Annotated in this window: 16 protein-coding genes and 1 riboswitch; of the genes, 11 read left to right on the top strand and 5 right to left on the bottom strand. The window is 69.6% G+C overall.

Annotation, left to right across the window (positions count from 1 at the left end; all coding sequences use genetic code 11):
• The first annotated feature begins 12 nt into the window (after nucleotides 1-12).
• The 4 genes from ACK8OR_RS12660 (at nucleotide 13) to ACK8OR_RS12645 (ending at nucleotide 2,841) form a co-directional block, all read left to right on the top strand.
• Complete coding sequence (locus tag ACK8OR_RS12660) at nucleotides 13-840, top strand: peptidylprolyl isomerase (protein ID WP_410189741.1); 828 nt, start codon at nucleotides 13-15, stop codon at nucleotides 838-840.
• A 5-nt stretch (nucleotides 841-845) separates the two neighbouring features.
• Nucleotides 846-2,180: a bifunctional glutamate N-acetyltransferase/amino-acid acetyltransferase ArgJ gene (gene argJ / locus ACK8OR_RS12655; RefSeq protein ID WP_410189740.1), complete on the top strand. Its 1,335-nt coding sequence runs from the start codon at nucleotides 846-848 to the stop codon at nucleotides 2,178-2,180.
• A gap of 5 nt (nucleotides 2,181-2,185) precedes the next feature.
• Nucleotides 2,186-2,584 carry a (deoxy)nucleoside triphosphate pyrophosphohydrolase gene (locus ACK8OR_RS12650; protein WP_410189739.1) on the top strand — a complete coding sequence of 133 codons (399 nt, stop codon included), beginning with the start codon at nucleotides 2,186-2,188 and terminating at the stop codon, nucleotides 2,582-2,584.
• 134 nt (nucleotides 2,585-2,718) lie between these two features.
• Nucleotides 2,719-2,841: a hypothetical protein gene (locus ACK8OR_RS12645; RefSeq protein WP_298438011.1), complete on the top strand. Its 123-nt coding sequence runs from the start codon at nucleotides 2,719-2,721 to the stop codon at nucleotides 2,839-2,841.
• A gap of 35 nt (nucleotides 2,842-2,876) precedes the next feature.
• Here the strand turns inward: ACK8OR_RS12645 and hemH are convergent, their stop codons facing one another.
• Nucleotides 2,877-3,923 (bottom strand): ferrochelatase, encoded by a 1,047-nt coding sequence (gene hemH, locus ACK8OR_RS12640; protein ID WP_410189903.1) that lies wholly within the window; start codon nucleotides 3,921-3,923, stop codon nucleotides 2,877-2,879.
• A 5-nt stretch (nucleotides 3,924-3,928) separates the two neighbouring features.
• On the bottom strand, nucleotides 3,929-4,744 hold the full coding sequence (locus tag ACK8OR_RS12635) for a methyltransferase domain-containing protein (RefSeq protein WP_410189738.1): 816 nt from the start codon (nucleotides 4,742-4,744) through the stop codon (nucleotides 3,929-3,931).
• 38 nt (nucleotides 4,745-4,782) lie between these two features.
• On the opposite strand from ACK8OR_RS12635, the gene ACK8OR_RS12630 reads away from it, so the two are divergent.
• The 7 genes from ACK8OR_RS12630 to ACK8OR_RS12600 all read left to right on the top strand — a co-directional run bounded on the left by ACK8OR_RS12630 (nucleotide 4,783) and on the right by ACK8OR_RS12600 (nucleotide 10,528).
• Nucleotides 4,783-5,505, top strand: coding sequence for a double zinc ribbon domain-containing protein (locus ACK8OR_RS12630; protein WP_410189902.1), 723 nt, complete (start codon nucleotides 4,783-4,785; stop codon nucleotides 5,503-5,505).
• 42 nt (nucleotides 5,506-5,547) lie between these two features.
• Nucleotides 5,548-5,808 (top strand): glutaredoxin 3, encoded by a 261-nt coding sequence (grxC, locus tag ACK8OR_RS12625; protein ID WP_410189737.1) that lies wholly within the window; start codon nucleotides 5,548-5,550, stop codon nucleotides 5,806-5,808.
• Entirely contained in the window at nucleotides 5,805-6,635 is an 831-nt protein-coding gene (locus ACK8OR_RS12620) for a carbon-nitrogen hydrolase family protein (RefSeq protein WP_410189736.1), read from the top strand. The genes grxC and ACK8OR_RS12620 overlap by 4 nt, the downstream gene beginning before the upstream one ends.
• Complete coding sequence (locus tag ACK8OR_RS12615) at nucleotides 6,632-7,096, top strand: MarR family winged helix-turn-helix transcriptional regulator (protein ID WP_410189735.1); 465 nt, start codon at nucleotides 6,632-6,634, stop codon at nucleotides 7,094-7,096. The genes ACK8OR_RS12620 and ACK8OR_RS12615 overlap by 4 nt, the downstream gene beginning before the upstream one ends.
• 115 nt (nucleotides 7,097-7,211) lie before the next feature.
• Nucleotides 7,212-7,312, top strand: a riboswitch (TPP riboswitch).
• Nucleotides 7,313-7,342: 30 nt separating this feature from the next.
• On the top strand, nucleotides 7,343-8,314 hold the full coding sequence (locus tag ACK8OR_RS12610; RefSeq protein ID WP_410189734.1) for a thiamine ABC transporter substrate-binding protein: 972 nt from the start codon (nucleotides 7,343-7,345) through the stop codon (nucleotides 8,312-8,314).
• Between the two features lie 35 nt (nucleotides 8,315-8,349).
• Nucleotides 8,350-9,843: an ABC transporter permease family protein gene (locus ACK8OR_RS12605; protein ID WP_410189733.1), complete on the top strand. Its 1,494-nt coding sequence runs from the start codon at nucleotides 8,350-8,352 to the stop codon at nucleotides 9,841-9,843.
• Complete coding sequence (locus tag ACK8OR_RS12600) at nucleotides 9,833-10,528, top strand: thiamine ABC transporter ATP-binding protein (protein WP_410189732.1); 696 nt, start codon at nucleotides 9,833-9,835, stop codon at nucleotides 10,526-10,528. Before ACK8OR_RS12605 ends, ACK8OR_RS12600 begins: the two co-directional genes overlap by 11 nt.
• Here the strand turns inward: ACK8OR_RS12600 and tspO are convergent.
• Genes tspO through ACK8OR_RS12585 form a run of 3 tightly spaced genes read right to left on the bottom strand, consistent with a single transcriptional unit; the run spans nucleotide 10,519 to nucleotide 13,577 of the window.
• Nucleotides 10,519-10,977, bottom strand: coding sequence for a tryptophan-rich sensory protein TspO (gene tspO / locus ACK8OR_RS12595; protein WP_410189731.1), 459 nt, complete (start codon nucleotides 10,975-10,977; stop codon nucleotides 10,519-10,521). The genes ACK8OR_RS12600 and tspO overlap by 10 nt on opposite strands.
• Before the next feature lie 30 nt (nucleotides 10,978-11,007).
• Nucleotides 11,008-12,045 carry a 15-cis-phytoene synthase gene (gene crtB, locus ACK8OR_RS12590; RefSeq protein ID WP_410189730.1) on the bottom strand — a complete coding sequence of 346 codons (1,038 nt, stop codon included), beginning with the start codon at nucleotides 12,043-12,045 and terminating at the stop codon, nucleotides 11,008-11,010.
• Nucleotides 12,042-13,577: a phytoene desaturase gene (locus tag ACK8OR_RS12585; RefSeq protein ID WP_410189729.1), complete on the bottom strand. Its 1,536-nt coding sequence runs from the start codon at nucleotides 13,575-13,577 to the stop codon at nucleotides 12,042-12,044. The genes crtB and ACK8OR_RS12585 overlap by 4 nt, the downstream gene beginning before the upstream one ends.
• Between the last annotated feature and the right edge of the window lie 33 nt (nucleotides 13,578-13,610).

Raw genomic sequence — 13,610 nt, 5'->3', positions numbered from 1 at the left:
AAAGGACCGATGATGACCCGACTTCTGACCGGGGCCGCGCTGGCCCTCGTGCTGACCGCCCCCGCCATGGCGCAGGATGCCGACACCGTGCTGGCCACCGTGGGCGAGACCGAGATCACGCTCGGCCACCTGATCGCCATGCGCGAACGGCTGCCGCAGCAATACCAGCAGCTGCCCGATCAGGCGCTCTATGACGGGATGCTGGAGCAGCTGATCCAGCAGCAGGTGCTGGCCGATGCCGCGCGCGCGGACCTCAGCCGCGCCAACGAGATCGGGCTTGAGAACGAGGCGCGCGCCTTTCTCGCCGGTCGCGTGATCGACGCGGCCGCGGCCGTCACAAACACCGATGCCGAGATCCAGGCCGCTTACGATGCCGAGTACGGCGCGACCGAGCCCGAGCCCGAATTCAACGCCAGCCACATCCTCGTCGAGACCGAGGCCGAGGCGCAGGCCCTCGTGGCCGAACTGGAGGGCGGCGCCGATTTCGCCGATCTCGCGCGCGAGCACAGCACCGGCCCCTCGGGTCCGAACGGCGGCGAACTGGGCTGGTTCGGCCTCGGGATGATGGTGCCGGAATTCGAGGGCGCGGTGGTCGACCTCGCGCCGGGCGAGCTGGGCGGCCCCGTCCAGACCAGCTTCGGCTGGCACGTCATCAAGCTCAACGAGACCCGCCAGAAGGCCGCACCGCCCCTCGAGGAGGTGCGCGCCGAACTCGAACAGGCGGTCACCACCCAGAAGGTCGATGCCGCGATCGCCGAGATCACCGAGAGCGCCGCGATCGAGCGGATGGAGGTCGAACTGGACCCGGCCCTGATCCGCGACACCGGTCTGCTGGAGTAACCTGCATGGGCAAGGCCGAGAAGAAGACGAAGGCCCTCAAGAAAAAGGTCCGCAAGCTCAAGGCGCGCGTGGCCGACCTCGAGGCGGCGGCGACGGCCCCGAAGGGCCCGCTCGTCTCGCCGCTCGCACCCGCCTTTCCCGACCTGCCCGCCATCGACGGCATCCGCTTCGCGACCGCCGAGGCGGGCATCAAGACCCAGGGCCGCACCGACGTCATGCTGGCCGAGATCGCGCCAGGGGCGTCGGTCGCGGGCGTCTTCACGACGTCGGCCACCCGATCGGCCGCGGTGCGCGACTGCCAGGCGAAGCTGGACGCACGCGCCGCTTCGGGCGGCTGGGCGATCCTGGTGAACTCGGGCAATGCCAACGCCTTCACCGGGGCGGCCGGGGCGGATTCGGTCAACGCCATCTGCCAAGCCGCGAGCCAAGCGCTGGGCCTGCCGGCCAGCCGGGTTCTGACCGCCTCGACGGGGGTGATCGGGCAGCCCCTGCCCCATGACCGCGTGACCGCCGTACTCGACCGGCTGACCGCGACGCTGGACGCGGACGGCATGGCGACCGCGGCCCGCGCGATCATGACGACCGACACCTTCCCGAAGGGCTGCGTCCGCGTGGCCAAGATCGGCGGCGTGCCGGTGACGGTGGCGGGGATCGCCAAGGGGTCGGGCATGATCGCGCCCGATATGGCGACGATGCTGTCCTACGTGTTCACCGATGCGACCATCTCGGACCGGGCGTTGCAGACCATGGTCCGCGACCTGACAAAGACCACCTTCAACGCGATCACCGTCGACAGCGACACCTCAACCTCCGACAGCCTGGTGGTCGCGGCCACCAACGCCGCCGACCATCCGGAGATCAAATCCGCCCGCAGCGACGAAGGTGCCGCATTCCGCGCCGTGCTGGCCGAGGTTCTGCGCGACCTTGCGATCCAGATCGTGATGGACGGCGAGGGGGCCACCAAGCTGGTCGAGGTGCGTGTCACGGGTGCGGCAAACGTGCTGGATGCCCGACGCGTCGCCTCCGCCATCGCCAACAGCCCGCTTGTGAAGACGGCTATCGCGGGCGAGGATCCGAACTGGGGCCGTGTCGTCATGGCGGTGGGCAAGTCGGGCGCACGGGCCGATCGCGACCTGCTCCGCATCTCCTTCGGCGACATCCTCGTGGCCGAGAACGGGCAGCAGGCCGAGAGCTACACCGAGGATGCGGGCGCGGCCTACATGACGCGGGACCGGATCCTGCTGCATGTCGATCTGGGTCTCGGCGAGGCGGAGGACCGGATGTGGACCTGCGACATGACCTACCGGTACATCGAGATCAACGCCGACTACCGGTCCTGACGCGGGTGAAAACGGTCCTCGTCTCCGCCGTCGCACTGATCGACGTGGACGGGCGCGTGCTTCTGGCGCAGCGCCCGCCGGGCCGCGCGATGGCCGGGCTGTGGGAGTTTCCAGGCGGCAAGATCGAGCCGGGGGAGACACCCGAGGCCGCCCTCATCCGTGAGCTTCACGAGGAGTTGGGGATCGACACCTGGACGTCCTGCCTCGCCCCGTTGACCTTCGCATCCCATGGCTATGACGACTTCCACCTGCTCATGCCGCTCTTTGCCTGCCGGAAGTGGGAGGGGCAGCCGACCCCGCGCGAAGGTCAGGTCCTGAAATGGGTCCGTCCGGGCGATCTGCGCGACTATCCCATGCCGGCGGCCGACATCCCGCTGATCCCGATCCTGCGCGACTGGCTCTGACCTAACCCACGGATCGCGCGACAATCCTAGCCACACCACGGGGCAGTTTCCAAAACGGGCAAGAATGTGGCTGACAGGGCCACGTTTCGGACATATAAGTAGCGGGACATGAACGCGCTGGGGGAGGCACGCGAATGCTCAGGACCGTGACCATCGGAAACCACCTGTCGATCCAGGGGATCTTCGTCCAGATGCTGACGGGCGGCCTCATGCAGGTGAAGGTCGGCAGCCGCATCTTCACCGGCCACCCGGTCTGATCCCGACCGTCTAGTGACCCGACAGCCGGGTCGCGTCAGACCCAGCCGCCCAGGTTTTCCGCCACGATATCGGCCAGCGCGTCCATATGGGCGTCGTCGTCGTTGAGGCACGGAATATAGAGGAAGTGCTCGCCGCCGGCCTCCTCGAAGCTCTCCTTGATCTCCTCGTTGATCTCCTCGAGCGTCTCGATGCAATCCGCAGAGAACGCGGGCGCGATGACGGCGATATTGGTCTTTCCGTCCTCTTCGGCCAGTCGCGCGACCTCCTCGACGGTGTAGGGCTTCAACCATTCCTCGGGGCCGAACTTCGACTGGAAGGTCGTCACGATCTCGGTCTTGTCCCAGCCCAGCCGCTCGCGCAGCAGGCGCGTCGTCTTCTGGCACTGGCAATGATACGGATCGCCCTCCAGCAGGTAGCGCTTGGGCACGCCGTGATAGGAGCAGACGAGGATGTCGGGCTTCGGATCGGCCATCGCATAAGCCCGCTCGACCGACTTCGCCAGCGCGTCGATATAGCGGGGATCGTCACTATAGGCGGGCACGGTGCGGACCGGCGGCTGCCACTTGAGCGTCATCAGCGACCGGAAGAACTGATCGTTGGCCGTCGCGGTCGTCGCACCCGCATATTGCGGATAGAGCGGGAAGAACACGATCTTGGTGCAACCCGCGGCCTGCATCTGCTCGACCTTCGATTTGGTCGAAGGGTTGCCGTAGCGCATGCAGTAATCGACCACGACCTGGTCGCCGAACCGGTCCTGCATCCGTTCGGCCATCTTGGCGGTCTGGGCCTTGGTGATGGTGGCCAGCGGGCTCTCGCCCTGGGCATTGTTCCAGATCGACTTGTAGGCCGCGCCGGATGAGAACGGACGCTTGGTCAGGATGATCCCCTGCAACAGCGGCTGCCAGAGCCACGGCGAATAGTCGATCACGCGCCGATCCGACAGGAACTCGCCCAGATAGCGGCGCATCGACCAGTAGTCGTAATTGTCCGGCGTCCCGAGATTGGCGAGAAGCACGCCGATCTTGCCCATCCGAACCTTGGGGTGATCGGCAGGCGCGTGCGGCAGGCTCGTGTCGGTCATCATGTTCATAAATCGTCCCCTCGGTATTCGGTCGTCCCCAGCGCATCCGCCAGACGGGCCTGCGCCGAACCGGGGCGCAGGGGTTTCGGTTGGTCCTCGGACGGGGCCCAGCCGGTCAGGAAGATCGTCTGGAACGTCGCGCGGATGCCGTCCCCGTCGGGGAAGGCCTCCCTGTAGAGCCGGGCGGCTTCGCTGAAAAGGGCGCGCGGCGGCGGCACGCGGTGCCGGGCGGCCAGCGCGTTGGTCTCGCCCATGGCGCGCAGGTCGCGCGCAAGATGTCCGAGGTCACGGTAGCGCACAGGTAGCGTCGTGAGATCGGCGACCGGCAGTGCAAGCCCCGCCCGTTGCAGAAGCGCGCCCAAATCACGCACCTCGCCCATCGGTGCCACGCGGGGCGACAGGCCGCCGGTGACGCGCGTCTCGGCCTCGCCCAGCGCGGCACGCAACTCGTGCAGGGTATCGCCGCCCAGCGTCGCTACCATCAACAGGCCGTCGGGCCGCAGCGCACGGCGACACTGAATCAGCTGGCCGACCGGATCGTCCGCCCAGTGAAGCGCCATGGCGTGGATCACGAGATCGTGCGCGGCGGGCGCGAGGTCGAGCACTTCGGCATCCGGCACGATCCGCGCACCCGGCCGGAAGCCCGACCAGAGCGCGGGCTGACCGGTCACGATCGCGGGCGCCGTAAATGTTCTGTTAACGTCTGCGAGTCTTTCCTCGATCTCGTCCATGGCCGCGTCGTGCAGGAACCACGCGGTCCCGTCCGCGCGGGCGCGGCGGGCCATCAGGGCGGCGGTGTCGGTCAGCGGCGCACGGGGCATGACCGGGGACTTAGGCGATGACCGCGACATTGCAAAGCATGGGACATCGGGCCGCGGTCGCGCTGCGCGACGCGATCTGGCCCGTAACCTGCATGACCTGCGACACGCGCGTGCAGGCATCGGGCGGGCTCTGCCCCGACTGCTGGTCGGCCACGCCCTTCATCACCGGCGCGGCCTGCAACCTCTGCGGCGTGCCCCTTCCGGGCGAGGCGGACGGTCCGGCGCGTTGCGACGATTGCCTGACGCTCGCCCGGCCTTGGGACGAGGGGCGCGCGGCTCTGGTCTATGCCGGCGGCGGGCGACGCATCGCGCTGGCCTTCAAGCATTGCGACCGCACCGACATGGCACGAGGACTGGCCCGGTGGATGCATCGCGCCGCGCGGGACCTCGTGGATGCGGAGACGCTCTTCGTGCCGGTGCCGCTGCATCGCTGGCGGCTGCTGCGACGGCGCTACAACCAGGCCGCGCTGCTGGCCAACGAACTGGCGCGGCTGAGCGGCGGCACGGTCGCACCCATGGCGCTGCGCCGCACGCGTCAGACCGCCGGGCAGGACCACCGTTCGGTCGCCGATCGGTTCGAGAACATGGCGGGTGCCATCGCCGTCGCGCCGGACGCGCAGATCGCTGGCCGTCACGTCGTGGTGGTCGACGACGTGCTGACCTCGGGGGCGACGATGGCCGCCTGCGCGGACGCGCTCCGTGCTGCGGGTGCGAAGCGGGTGACGGCGCTCGTCCTTGCGCGCGTTGCGAAGGACCGCTGACGGCATATATGTCTGGGGACACCCGATCCGAGGACAAGGCCCATGCAAACCGTCGAAGTCTATACCCAGCCGCTCTGCGGTTTCTGCACTGCGGCGCTGCGTCTGCTATCGAGGAAGGGCGCGCAGGTCATCGAACACGACGTATCCCGCCAACCCGAAAAGCGCGCCGAGATGATGCAGCGTGCTCAGGGGCGCCGCACCACGCCACAGATCTTCGTCGGCGACACCCATGTCGGCGGCTGCGACGATCTCTACGCGCTCGAGGATGCGGGCAAGCTCGAACCGCTTCTCGCGGCGGGATGAGGGTTGGCCTCCTCCAGCTGAATGTCGGCGACGACCCGGCCGCGAACCTGACGACGACGCGGGCGCTCTTCGATGACGCCGTCGCCCAGGGCGCCGAATTCGTCCTAACGCCCGAGGTCACGAACTGCCTCTCCTTCGACCGTGCCTACCAGAAGGGCGTGCTGCGCCCCGAGCCGCAGGACCCCACGCTGGCCGGCCTCCGCGACGCGGCACGGACCCACGGGATTTGGGTCCTGATCGGCAGCCTTGCGCTGCGGACGGCGGACCCGGATGGCCGCTTCGCCAACCGCTCCTTCCTGATCGACCCCGAGGGAAGGATCGCCGCGCGCTACGACAAGATCCACATGTTCGACGTCACCGTCAGCGAGGCCGAGACGTATCGCGAATCCGCAGGCTACCGTCCCGGTGGTCGCGCGACGCTCGCCCGGACGCCTTGGGGCGATCTGGGCATGACGATCTGCTACGACCTGCGCTTCCCGCATCTCTACCGCCGGCTCGGCCAGGCTGGGGCCGACATGCTGGCGATCCCGGCGGCCTTCACTGCGACGACCGGCCGGGCGCATTGGGAGGTCCTGCTGCGGGCCCGGGCGATCGAGACGGGCGCCTTCGTCCTCGCGCCGGCCCAGACCGGGGCCCACGACGTCACGGCCGAGCGCACCCTGCACACCCATGGCCATTCGATGATCGCCTCACCTTGGGGCGAGATCGTGCTCGACGCGGGCACCGAACCGGGGGCCTACGTGGCCGATATCGACCTCGGCGCGGTGGCGGCGACCCGCGCCCGCATCCCCTCGCTCACCGCCGAACCCGCGTGGAAGGGACCATGAGCGACGACGCCTCCTCCGCCGATCAGCTCGCGGTCGCGCTCTTCTCCGAGATGCTGACCGCCGATCAGCTGGTACGCGCCCGCCTGAGCCGTGCGCTTCCGAAGGGCATGGAGCTGTCGCATTTCGCCGTCCTCAACCATCTCGCCCAGCACCCCGAGGAGCGGACCCCGACCGAGCTTGCCCGCACCTTCCACGTCACCCGCGGCGCGATGACCAATACGCTGACCAAGCTGGAATGGGCCGGTCACGTTCATATCCGCCCCGACTGGGACGATGCCCGCCGCAAGCGCGTCGGTATCAGCTCGTCGGGCAAGGCCGCCCGCGAGGCGGCGCTGGCCGCGATCCGTCCGATCCTGACGCAGGCCGTTCGCGATGTGGGCGAGGAGCGCACCCGCGCCGCCATTCCCGTCCTGCGCGAGATGCGGATGAAGTTCGCCGGCCCCGATGACGGCAGCGAGTAGCCGCGCCCGATCACACATGTCCCTGGCCGGATATGCCTCGGGGGTCCGGGGGCTGGCCCCCGGCGCCCGACGCCGCACCGACCCTCTGGCTTCTGCCTTTGAGGTCGGCTATCCAGACCTCACCTCGGGGGGCCTGGCGACAGGCTGAGATGCGCAAGCGGACCCGTTGAACCTGAACCGGTTAAGACCGGCGGAGGGAAGGTGCGAGCTCTCGTCCCCGAACCCGTCCGGCCAGTGGAGAGAGACATGAAGACCACCCTCGCCCCGGCCCTGATCCTCGCAGCCGCGCCCGCATGGGCCGAGCCGCTGACGATCTACGCGCCCGACTACTTCGCCTCCGAATGGGGCCCCGGCCCCGCCATCCAGGCGGCCTTCCAAGAGGCCTGCGCCTGCGAGATCGAATACGTGACCGGCGATGTGCTGCCGCGTCTCCGGCTCGAAGGTGCGCGCACCCGCGCCGACGTGGTCATCGGCCTCAATACCGACGATGCCGAGCGGGCGCGCGCGACCGACCTTTTCGCGCCGCACAATGTCGACATCTCGGACCTGACGATGCCGGTCGACTGGACCGACGCCACCTTCGTGCCCTTCAACTGGGGGCATACGGCCTTCGTCTACGACACGACGCGGACCGAGGCGCCGGCCAGCTTCCAGGCGCTGCTCGATGCGCCCGACGATCTCAGCATCGCGATCCAGGACCCGCGCAGCTCGGTCTCGGGTCTCGCGCTCGCGCTCTGGGTCACGTCGGTCTTCGGCGACGAAGCCGAGGCCGCATGGGCCGCGCTCGCCCCCAAGATCACGACCGTGACGCAGGGCTGGTCGGAATCCTACGGGCTCTTCACCGAGGGCGAGGTGGACATGGTGCTGAGCTACACGACCTCGCCCGCCTATCACATCATCGCCGAGGACGACCTCACCAAGGCCGCGGCGATCTTCCCCGAAGGCCATTACGTCATGGTCGAGACGGCGGCCCAGATCGCCACCACCGACCAGCCCGAACTGGCGCAGGCGTTCCTCGACTTCATCCTGACGCCCGCCTTCCAGTCGATCATCCCGACCGGCAACTGGTCGATGCCCGCCAAGCTCGACCCCGCCGATCTGCCCGAGGGCTTCGCGACGCTGCCGATGCCCGAGACCGCGCTGATCTACGACGCGGCCGAAGCCGAGGCGCTGCGGGCCGGGGCCGTGGCCGCGTTCGAGGCCGGGCTGGGCCGCTGACCGGCCGCCGTCTCGGCATCGCCGCCGCCGCGATCGTGGCGGCGGCGCTGCTCTTGCCGCTCGCCGCCGTCGCGTGGCGGGCCGAGGGCTGGGCGGGCTTGCGCACCTCGGACTGGGCCGCGCTGCGCTTCACACTGGCACAGGCCGCGATCTCGGCCGCGCTCTCGGTGCTGCTGGCGGTCCCGGTGGCACGCGCGCTGGCGCGGCGCGCCTTCCCGGGGCGCGGCGCGGTGGTCCTTCTGCTGGGCGCGCCGTTCATCCTGCCGGTGATCGTCGCGGTGCTGGGCCTCGTCGCCGTGTTCGGACGGGCGGGCGTGGTCAACACCGCGCTCGGCTGGATCGGCGTGGAGCCGGTCTCGATCTACGGCCCGCATGGCATCGTGCTGGCCCATGTCTTCTTCAACATGCCGCTGGCCACGCGCCTGATCCTCCAGGGTTGGCAGGCCGTTCCGGGCGAGCGGTTGCGGCTGGCCTCGTCGCTCGGCTTCACGCCCGCCGACATGCTCCGGCGGATCGAGCTGCCGATGCTGCGGGCCGTGGTGCCCGGCATCTTCGTCGTTATCTTCCTGATCTGCACCACGTCCTTCGCCGTGGCACTTGCCTTGGGTGGCGGGCCCCGCGCCACCACCGTCGAGCTTGCCATCTACCAGGCGTTCCGCTTCGATTTCGACCTCGGGCGCGCGGCGATCCTCGGGGCGCTGCAATTCGCGCTGGGCATCGCGGCGGCGATCCTGTCGTTGCGCCTTGCCCTGCCCTCGGGCTTCGGCGCGGGCCTCGACCGGGTGACGCCGCGCTGGGACGCGTCGACCGGCCCGCTCCGCGCCCAGGACGCAGCCGCGATCGCGCTCGCCTGCCTGTTCCTCCTTCTGCCGATGGCGCTGGTGCTGGGCGAGGGTGTCTTCCACGTCGTCCGGCTGCCGGATGTGGTCTGGTGGGCCGCGCTCCGCTCGCTCCTCATCGCCCTCGCCGCCGCAATTCTGACGCTGGCGCTGGCCGTACCGATGGCCCTTGCGGCGACGGCCCCGCTCGGCGCGTGGATCGAGACGGTCGGCAACCTCTCGATCGCGGCCTCACCCCTCGTCCTCGGGACGGGTCTCTATATCCTGCTCCTCCCGGTCGCGAACCCGGTGGCCCTCGCCCTGCCGGTGACGGCGGGGGTGAACGTCATCCTTGCCCTGCCCTTTGCACTCCGCGCGCTGATCCCGGCGGTGGGCGATCTCAGGCGTGACTACGGTCGGCTCTCGGCCTCGCTCGGGCTGACGGGGCTGACCTGGCTGCGACGGGTAGGTTTGCCGCGCCTGCGCCGACCGCTCGGCTTTGCGGGCGGGCTCACCGCGGCGCTGGCAGCGGGCGACCTCGGGGTGATCGCGCTCTTCTCCTCGCCCGATCGGGCGACGTTGCCGCTCGTGCTCTACCAGCTCATGGGCAGCTACCGCATCGAGGAGGCGAAGGCCGCGGCGGTCCTGCTCGTGGGTCTGTCCCTGGGGCTCTTCTGGCTATTCGAGAGGGGATCGCGCGATGCGACTTGACGATGTGCAACTCCGGCTCGGGGCCTTCGATCTCGCCGCGGATGTCACCTTCGCGACCGGCCAGATCACGGCGGTGATGGGCGCCAGCGGGTCGGGCAAATCGACCCTGCTGGCGGCCATCGCGGGCTTCCTCGACCCCGCCGCCGGGCGCATCGTGATCGCGGATCGCGACATCACGGACCTGTCGCCGGGCGACCGCCCGCTCTCGATCCTGTTCCAAGACCAGAACCTCTTCCCGCATCTCACCGTCGCACAGAACGTGGGGATGGGCCTGCGGCCCGACCTGCGCCTGTCACGCGATCAGATCGCGCGGCGTGATTCGGTGCTCGCGGATGTCGGGCTGGCTGGCCTCGGGGATCGCCGTCCGCGCGATCTCTCGGGCGGGCAGCAGGGGCGCGCGGCGCTGGCCCGCGCGCTGCTCCGCGATCGGCCTTGGCTTCTTCTCGACGAGCCCTTCGGCGCGCTCGGGCCTGCCCTGCGCCATGAGATGCTGGACCTTCTGGAGCAGACCGCTGCCGCGCGGGACCTCTCGGTGCTGATGGTGACCCACGACCCGGACGACGCGCGACGCATCGCGCAGCAGACGGCGCTGATCGCCGATGGCCGCGTCATCGCGCCCACACCAACCGACGCGCTGTTCGCTGCGCCGACCCCCGAACTCCGGGCCTATCTGGGTCAGGCGTAGGTGGGGTTCCGACGCGCCACGGACGCGTTCAGCGCGCCGGCCACGCTCGTCCAGACGATGTAGGGCGCCACGATCCAGAACGAGATCGCGTCGAGCGACCAGAGCGACCAGAGGAGGCCCGCCACGGCCACCCACAGCCCCGCGATCACTACGAGTGCGGCACGCATCCGGCGCAGCCCGAAGAAGACCGGCGTCCAGAGGGTGTTGAACGCGATCTGCATTGCCCAGAAGGCCATGGCGTAGTGCGATCCGTCCAGTCCCGCGACCCGTGAGGCGGCCACGGCGAGTGCCACGTAGATATAGGTCCAGACGACCGGAAACACCCAGTTCGGCGGCGTCCAGTCGGGTTTCGACAGGTCGTCGTACCACGCGCCCGGCTGGAACATCGCGCCGGTCGCGGCGGCCGCTCCGCAGGCGCCGAGGAAGATCGGGAAGAGGATCCAGTCCATCGGCGTCAGGTAGGGCGCGGGCGCACGAAGTCAGGTGCCGCGCGCGCCGTCGGGCCGATCATGGGCCGCAAGCTGGGCGAAGACGGCGGTGAGTTCCTCGCTCCAGCCGCCGCGCGCGGGGCGCGGGTCGGCGGCGGCATGGACGAGGAAGGCCACCTCGTCGAGGGGTTTGGCGTGCAGGATCGCCGAGCGGGGCAGCAGCGTCACGAGACCGGCCTGCACCGTGGCCTGCGCGAGCCAGCCGAGCTTCTGCGCCTTCGATGTGCGGGCCCGGACGGTGATGCTGTCATGGCCAGCCCGCCGGATCGACCCGCCGATCCCGTCGTAGATGTGCCGCGCGGCGAGGATGCCGGGGCGCACCGCCACTGGTAGCGCCGCGACGCCCGCCTCGGACCGATCGTAGAGCCGTCGCGCCTCGGCCAGCAGGCGACGGACCATCCCGGCAATCTCGGGGGTGAAGCATGGATTGGCAAGGAAGGCTTCGGCATCGACGCCAGCCGCATCGAGCCATTCGGTCGGCAGGTAGAGCCGTCCGGCGCGGGCATCCTCGCCCACGTCTCGTGCAATGTTGGTGAGCTGCATCGCGACGCCCAGATCACAGGCCCGCGCCAGCGCATCGGCGTCGCGCACCCGCATCAGGACGCACATCATCGCGCCCACGGCGCTGGCCACGCGCGCCGAATAACCGCGCAGCTCCGACAGCGTGGCATAGCGCCGATCCGTCGCATCCCAGGCCAGCCCTTCGAGCAGGGCCTCCGGCAGCGCGCGGGGCATGTCGAACGCCTCGATCACGCGTGCAAAGGCGCGGTCGGCGGGCGCGTCCTTGGGACGCCCCGCAAAGGCGAGGTCGAGCCGGTCGCGCAACTCCAGCACCGCAGGGCCTTTGTCGGCCACCTCGTCCACCGCGTCGTCGGCCAGCCGACAGAACGCATAGAGCGCCAGCGCCGGATCGCGGACCGACCGTGGCAGCAAGCGCGAGGCGGCATGGAAGGACAGCGAGCCGGTGCGGATCGCCTCGCGGCAGTGATCCATGTCGGCCTGCGCCGAGGCGGGTGCGGGCGCGCTCATTCGGCGGCCACGCGGGCGGGGACCGGCGGCACGATCTGCTCGACCACCTCTGCCGAGGCGACGACACCCGGAAGTCCCGCGCCGGGATGCGTGCCCGCGCCCACGAGGTAAAGCCCCGGCACCTCCTCCGAGAGGTTGTGCGGCCGGAACCACGCGGATTGCAGGATGCGCGGCTCGATCGAGAAGCCGCAGCCATGCGGCGAGAGATAGCGTTCGCGAAAATCCTCGGGCGTCAGCGTCATCTGCGCGGTGACGTGATCGCCCAGCCCGGGCAAGAGCCGCTCCTCCAGTACCGCCTGCACCTTCGCGCGGTAACTCTCGGCCTCGGCGGCCCAGTCGACCGGGTTCGCATGCCCCAAATGCGGCACCGGGCTCAGTGCGTAGAACGTGTCGCCGCCTTCGGGTGCCGCGGTCGGATCGGTCACGGACGGTCGGTGGACGTAGAGGCTCATGTCCTCGGCCAGGTGCCCGCGCCGGAAGATGTCGCGCAGAAGCCCTTCGTAGCGCGGGCCCGACAGGATCGTATGGTGCCCCGCATCGGGCCACATCCCGCGCGTGCCTTCGGTCCCGAAATACCAGACGAAGAGACCCATGGACCACCGGCTGCGGTCGAGCTTCGCCGTGGTCCACCGCTTGCGCGTGCCCTTGAGCAGCCGCGCGTAGGTATGGCCCGCATCGGCGTTCGAGACGACGATGTCGGCCGCGATCTCCTCGCCGCCGGTCAGCCGCACGCCCCGCGCGCGGCCCGCATCGTCCTGCAGGATCCGGTCCACCTCGGCGCCCAGCCGCAGGAGACCGCCCTGGTCGTCGACGACACCGGCCATGGCATCGGCCATCGCGCCGACTCCGCCCATCGCGTAATGCACGCCCTGCGTCTTCTCCAGGTGGCTCACCAGCGCATACATCGACGTCACGCGCGCCGGATCGCCGCCGATGAAGAGCGGGTGGAACGACAGCGCCATCCGCAGCCGCTCATCCTTCACATGCTTGCGCGCCAGCCCGAGGATCGAGCGATCCGCCCGCAGCCATGCGAATTCCGGCAGCACCTTCACCGTCTCCCAGAGCCGGTGCATGGGCTTGGTCAGCATGCCCTCGTACCCGACCACGAAACGCCGCTCGGCGGCCTCGAGAAACCGCCGCCAGCCCGCCACGTCACCGGGCGAGACGCGCGCGATCTCGGCCTCCATCGCCGCATCGCCCGCAAAGGTGTCGAGATGCGACCCGTCAGGCCAGGTAATGCGGTAGAAGGGATCGAGCGGACGCAGATCGACCGCCGTGTCGAAATCGCGTCCACAATCGGAAAACAGGCGGCGGAACACTTCGGGCGCCGTGACGATCGTCGGCCCGAGGTCGAAGCGGTGCCCGTCCATCGTGATGCTGCTGGCACGGCCGCCCGGCATGTCGAGCTTGTCGACCACCGTGACGCGCCATCCCTTGGCTCCGAGTCGCATCGCGGCGGCCAGTCCGCCCAGCCCCGCCCCGATCACGACCGCATGGGGGCCTGCGCCGTCGATCCGTTCGTGACGTGTCATCTTGTCGGACTTCCCTCACTGTCCAGTTGTGTT

Origin of the sequence: Jannaschia halovivens, from assembly GCF_046452375.1 — a bacterium.
GTDB lineage: Bacteria > Pseudomonadota > Alphaproteobacteria > Rhodobacterales > Rhodobacteraceae > Jannaschia > Jannaschia halovivens.
This window is presented reverse-complemented; position numbering and strand designations above follow the sequence as displayed.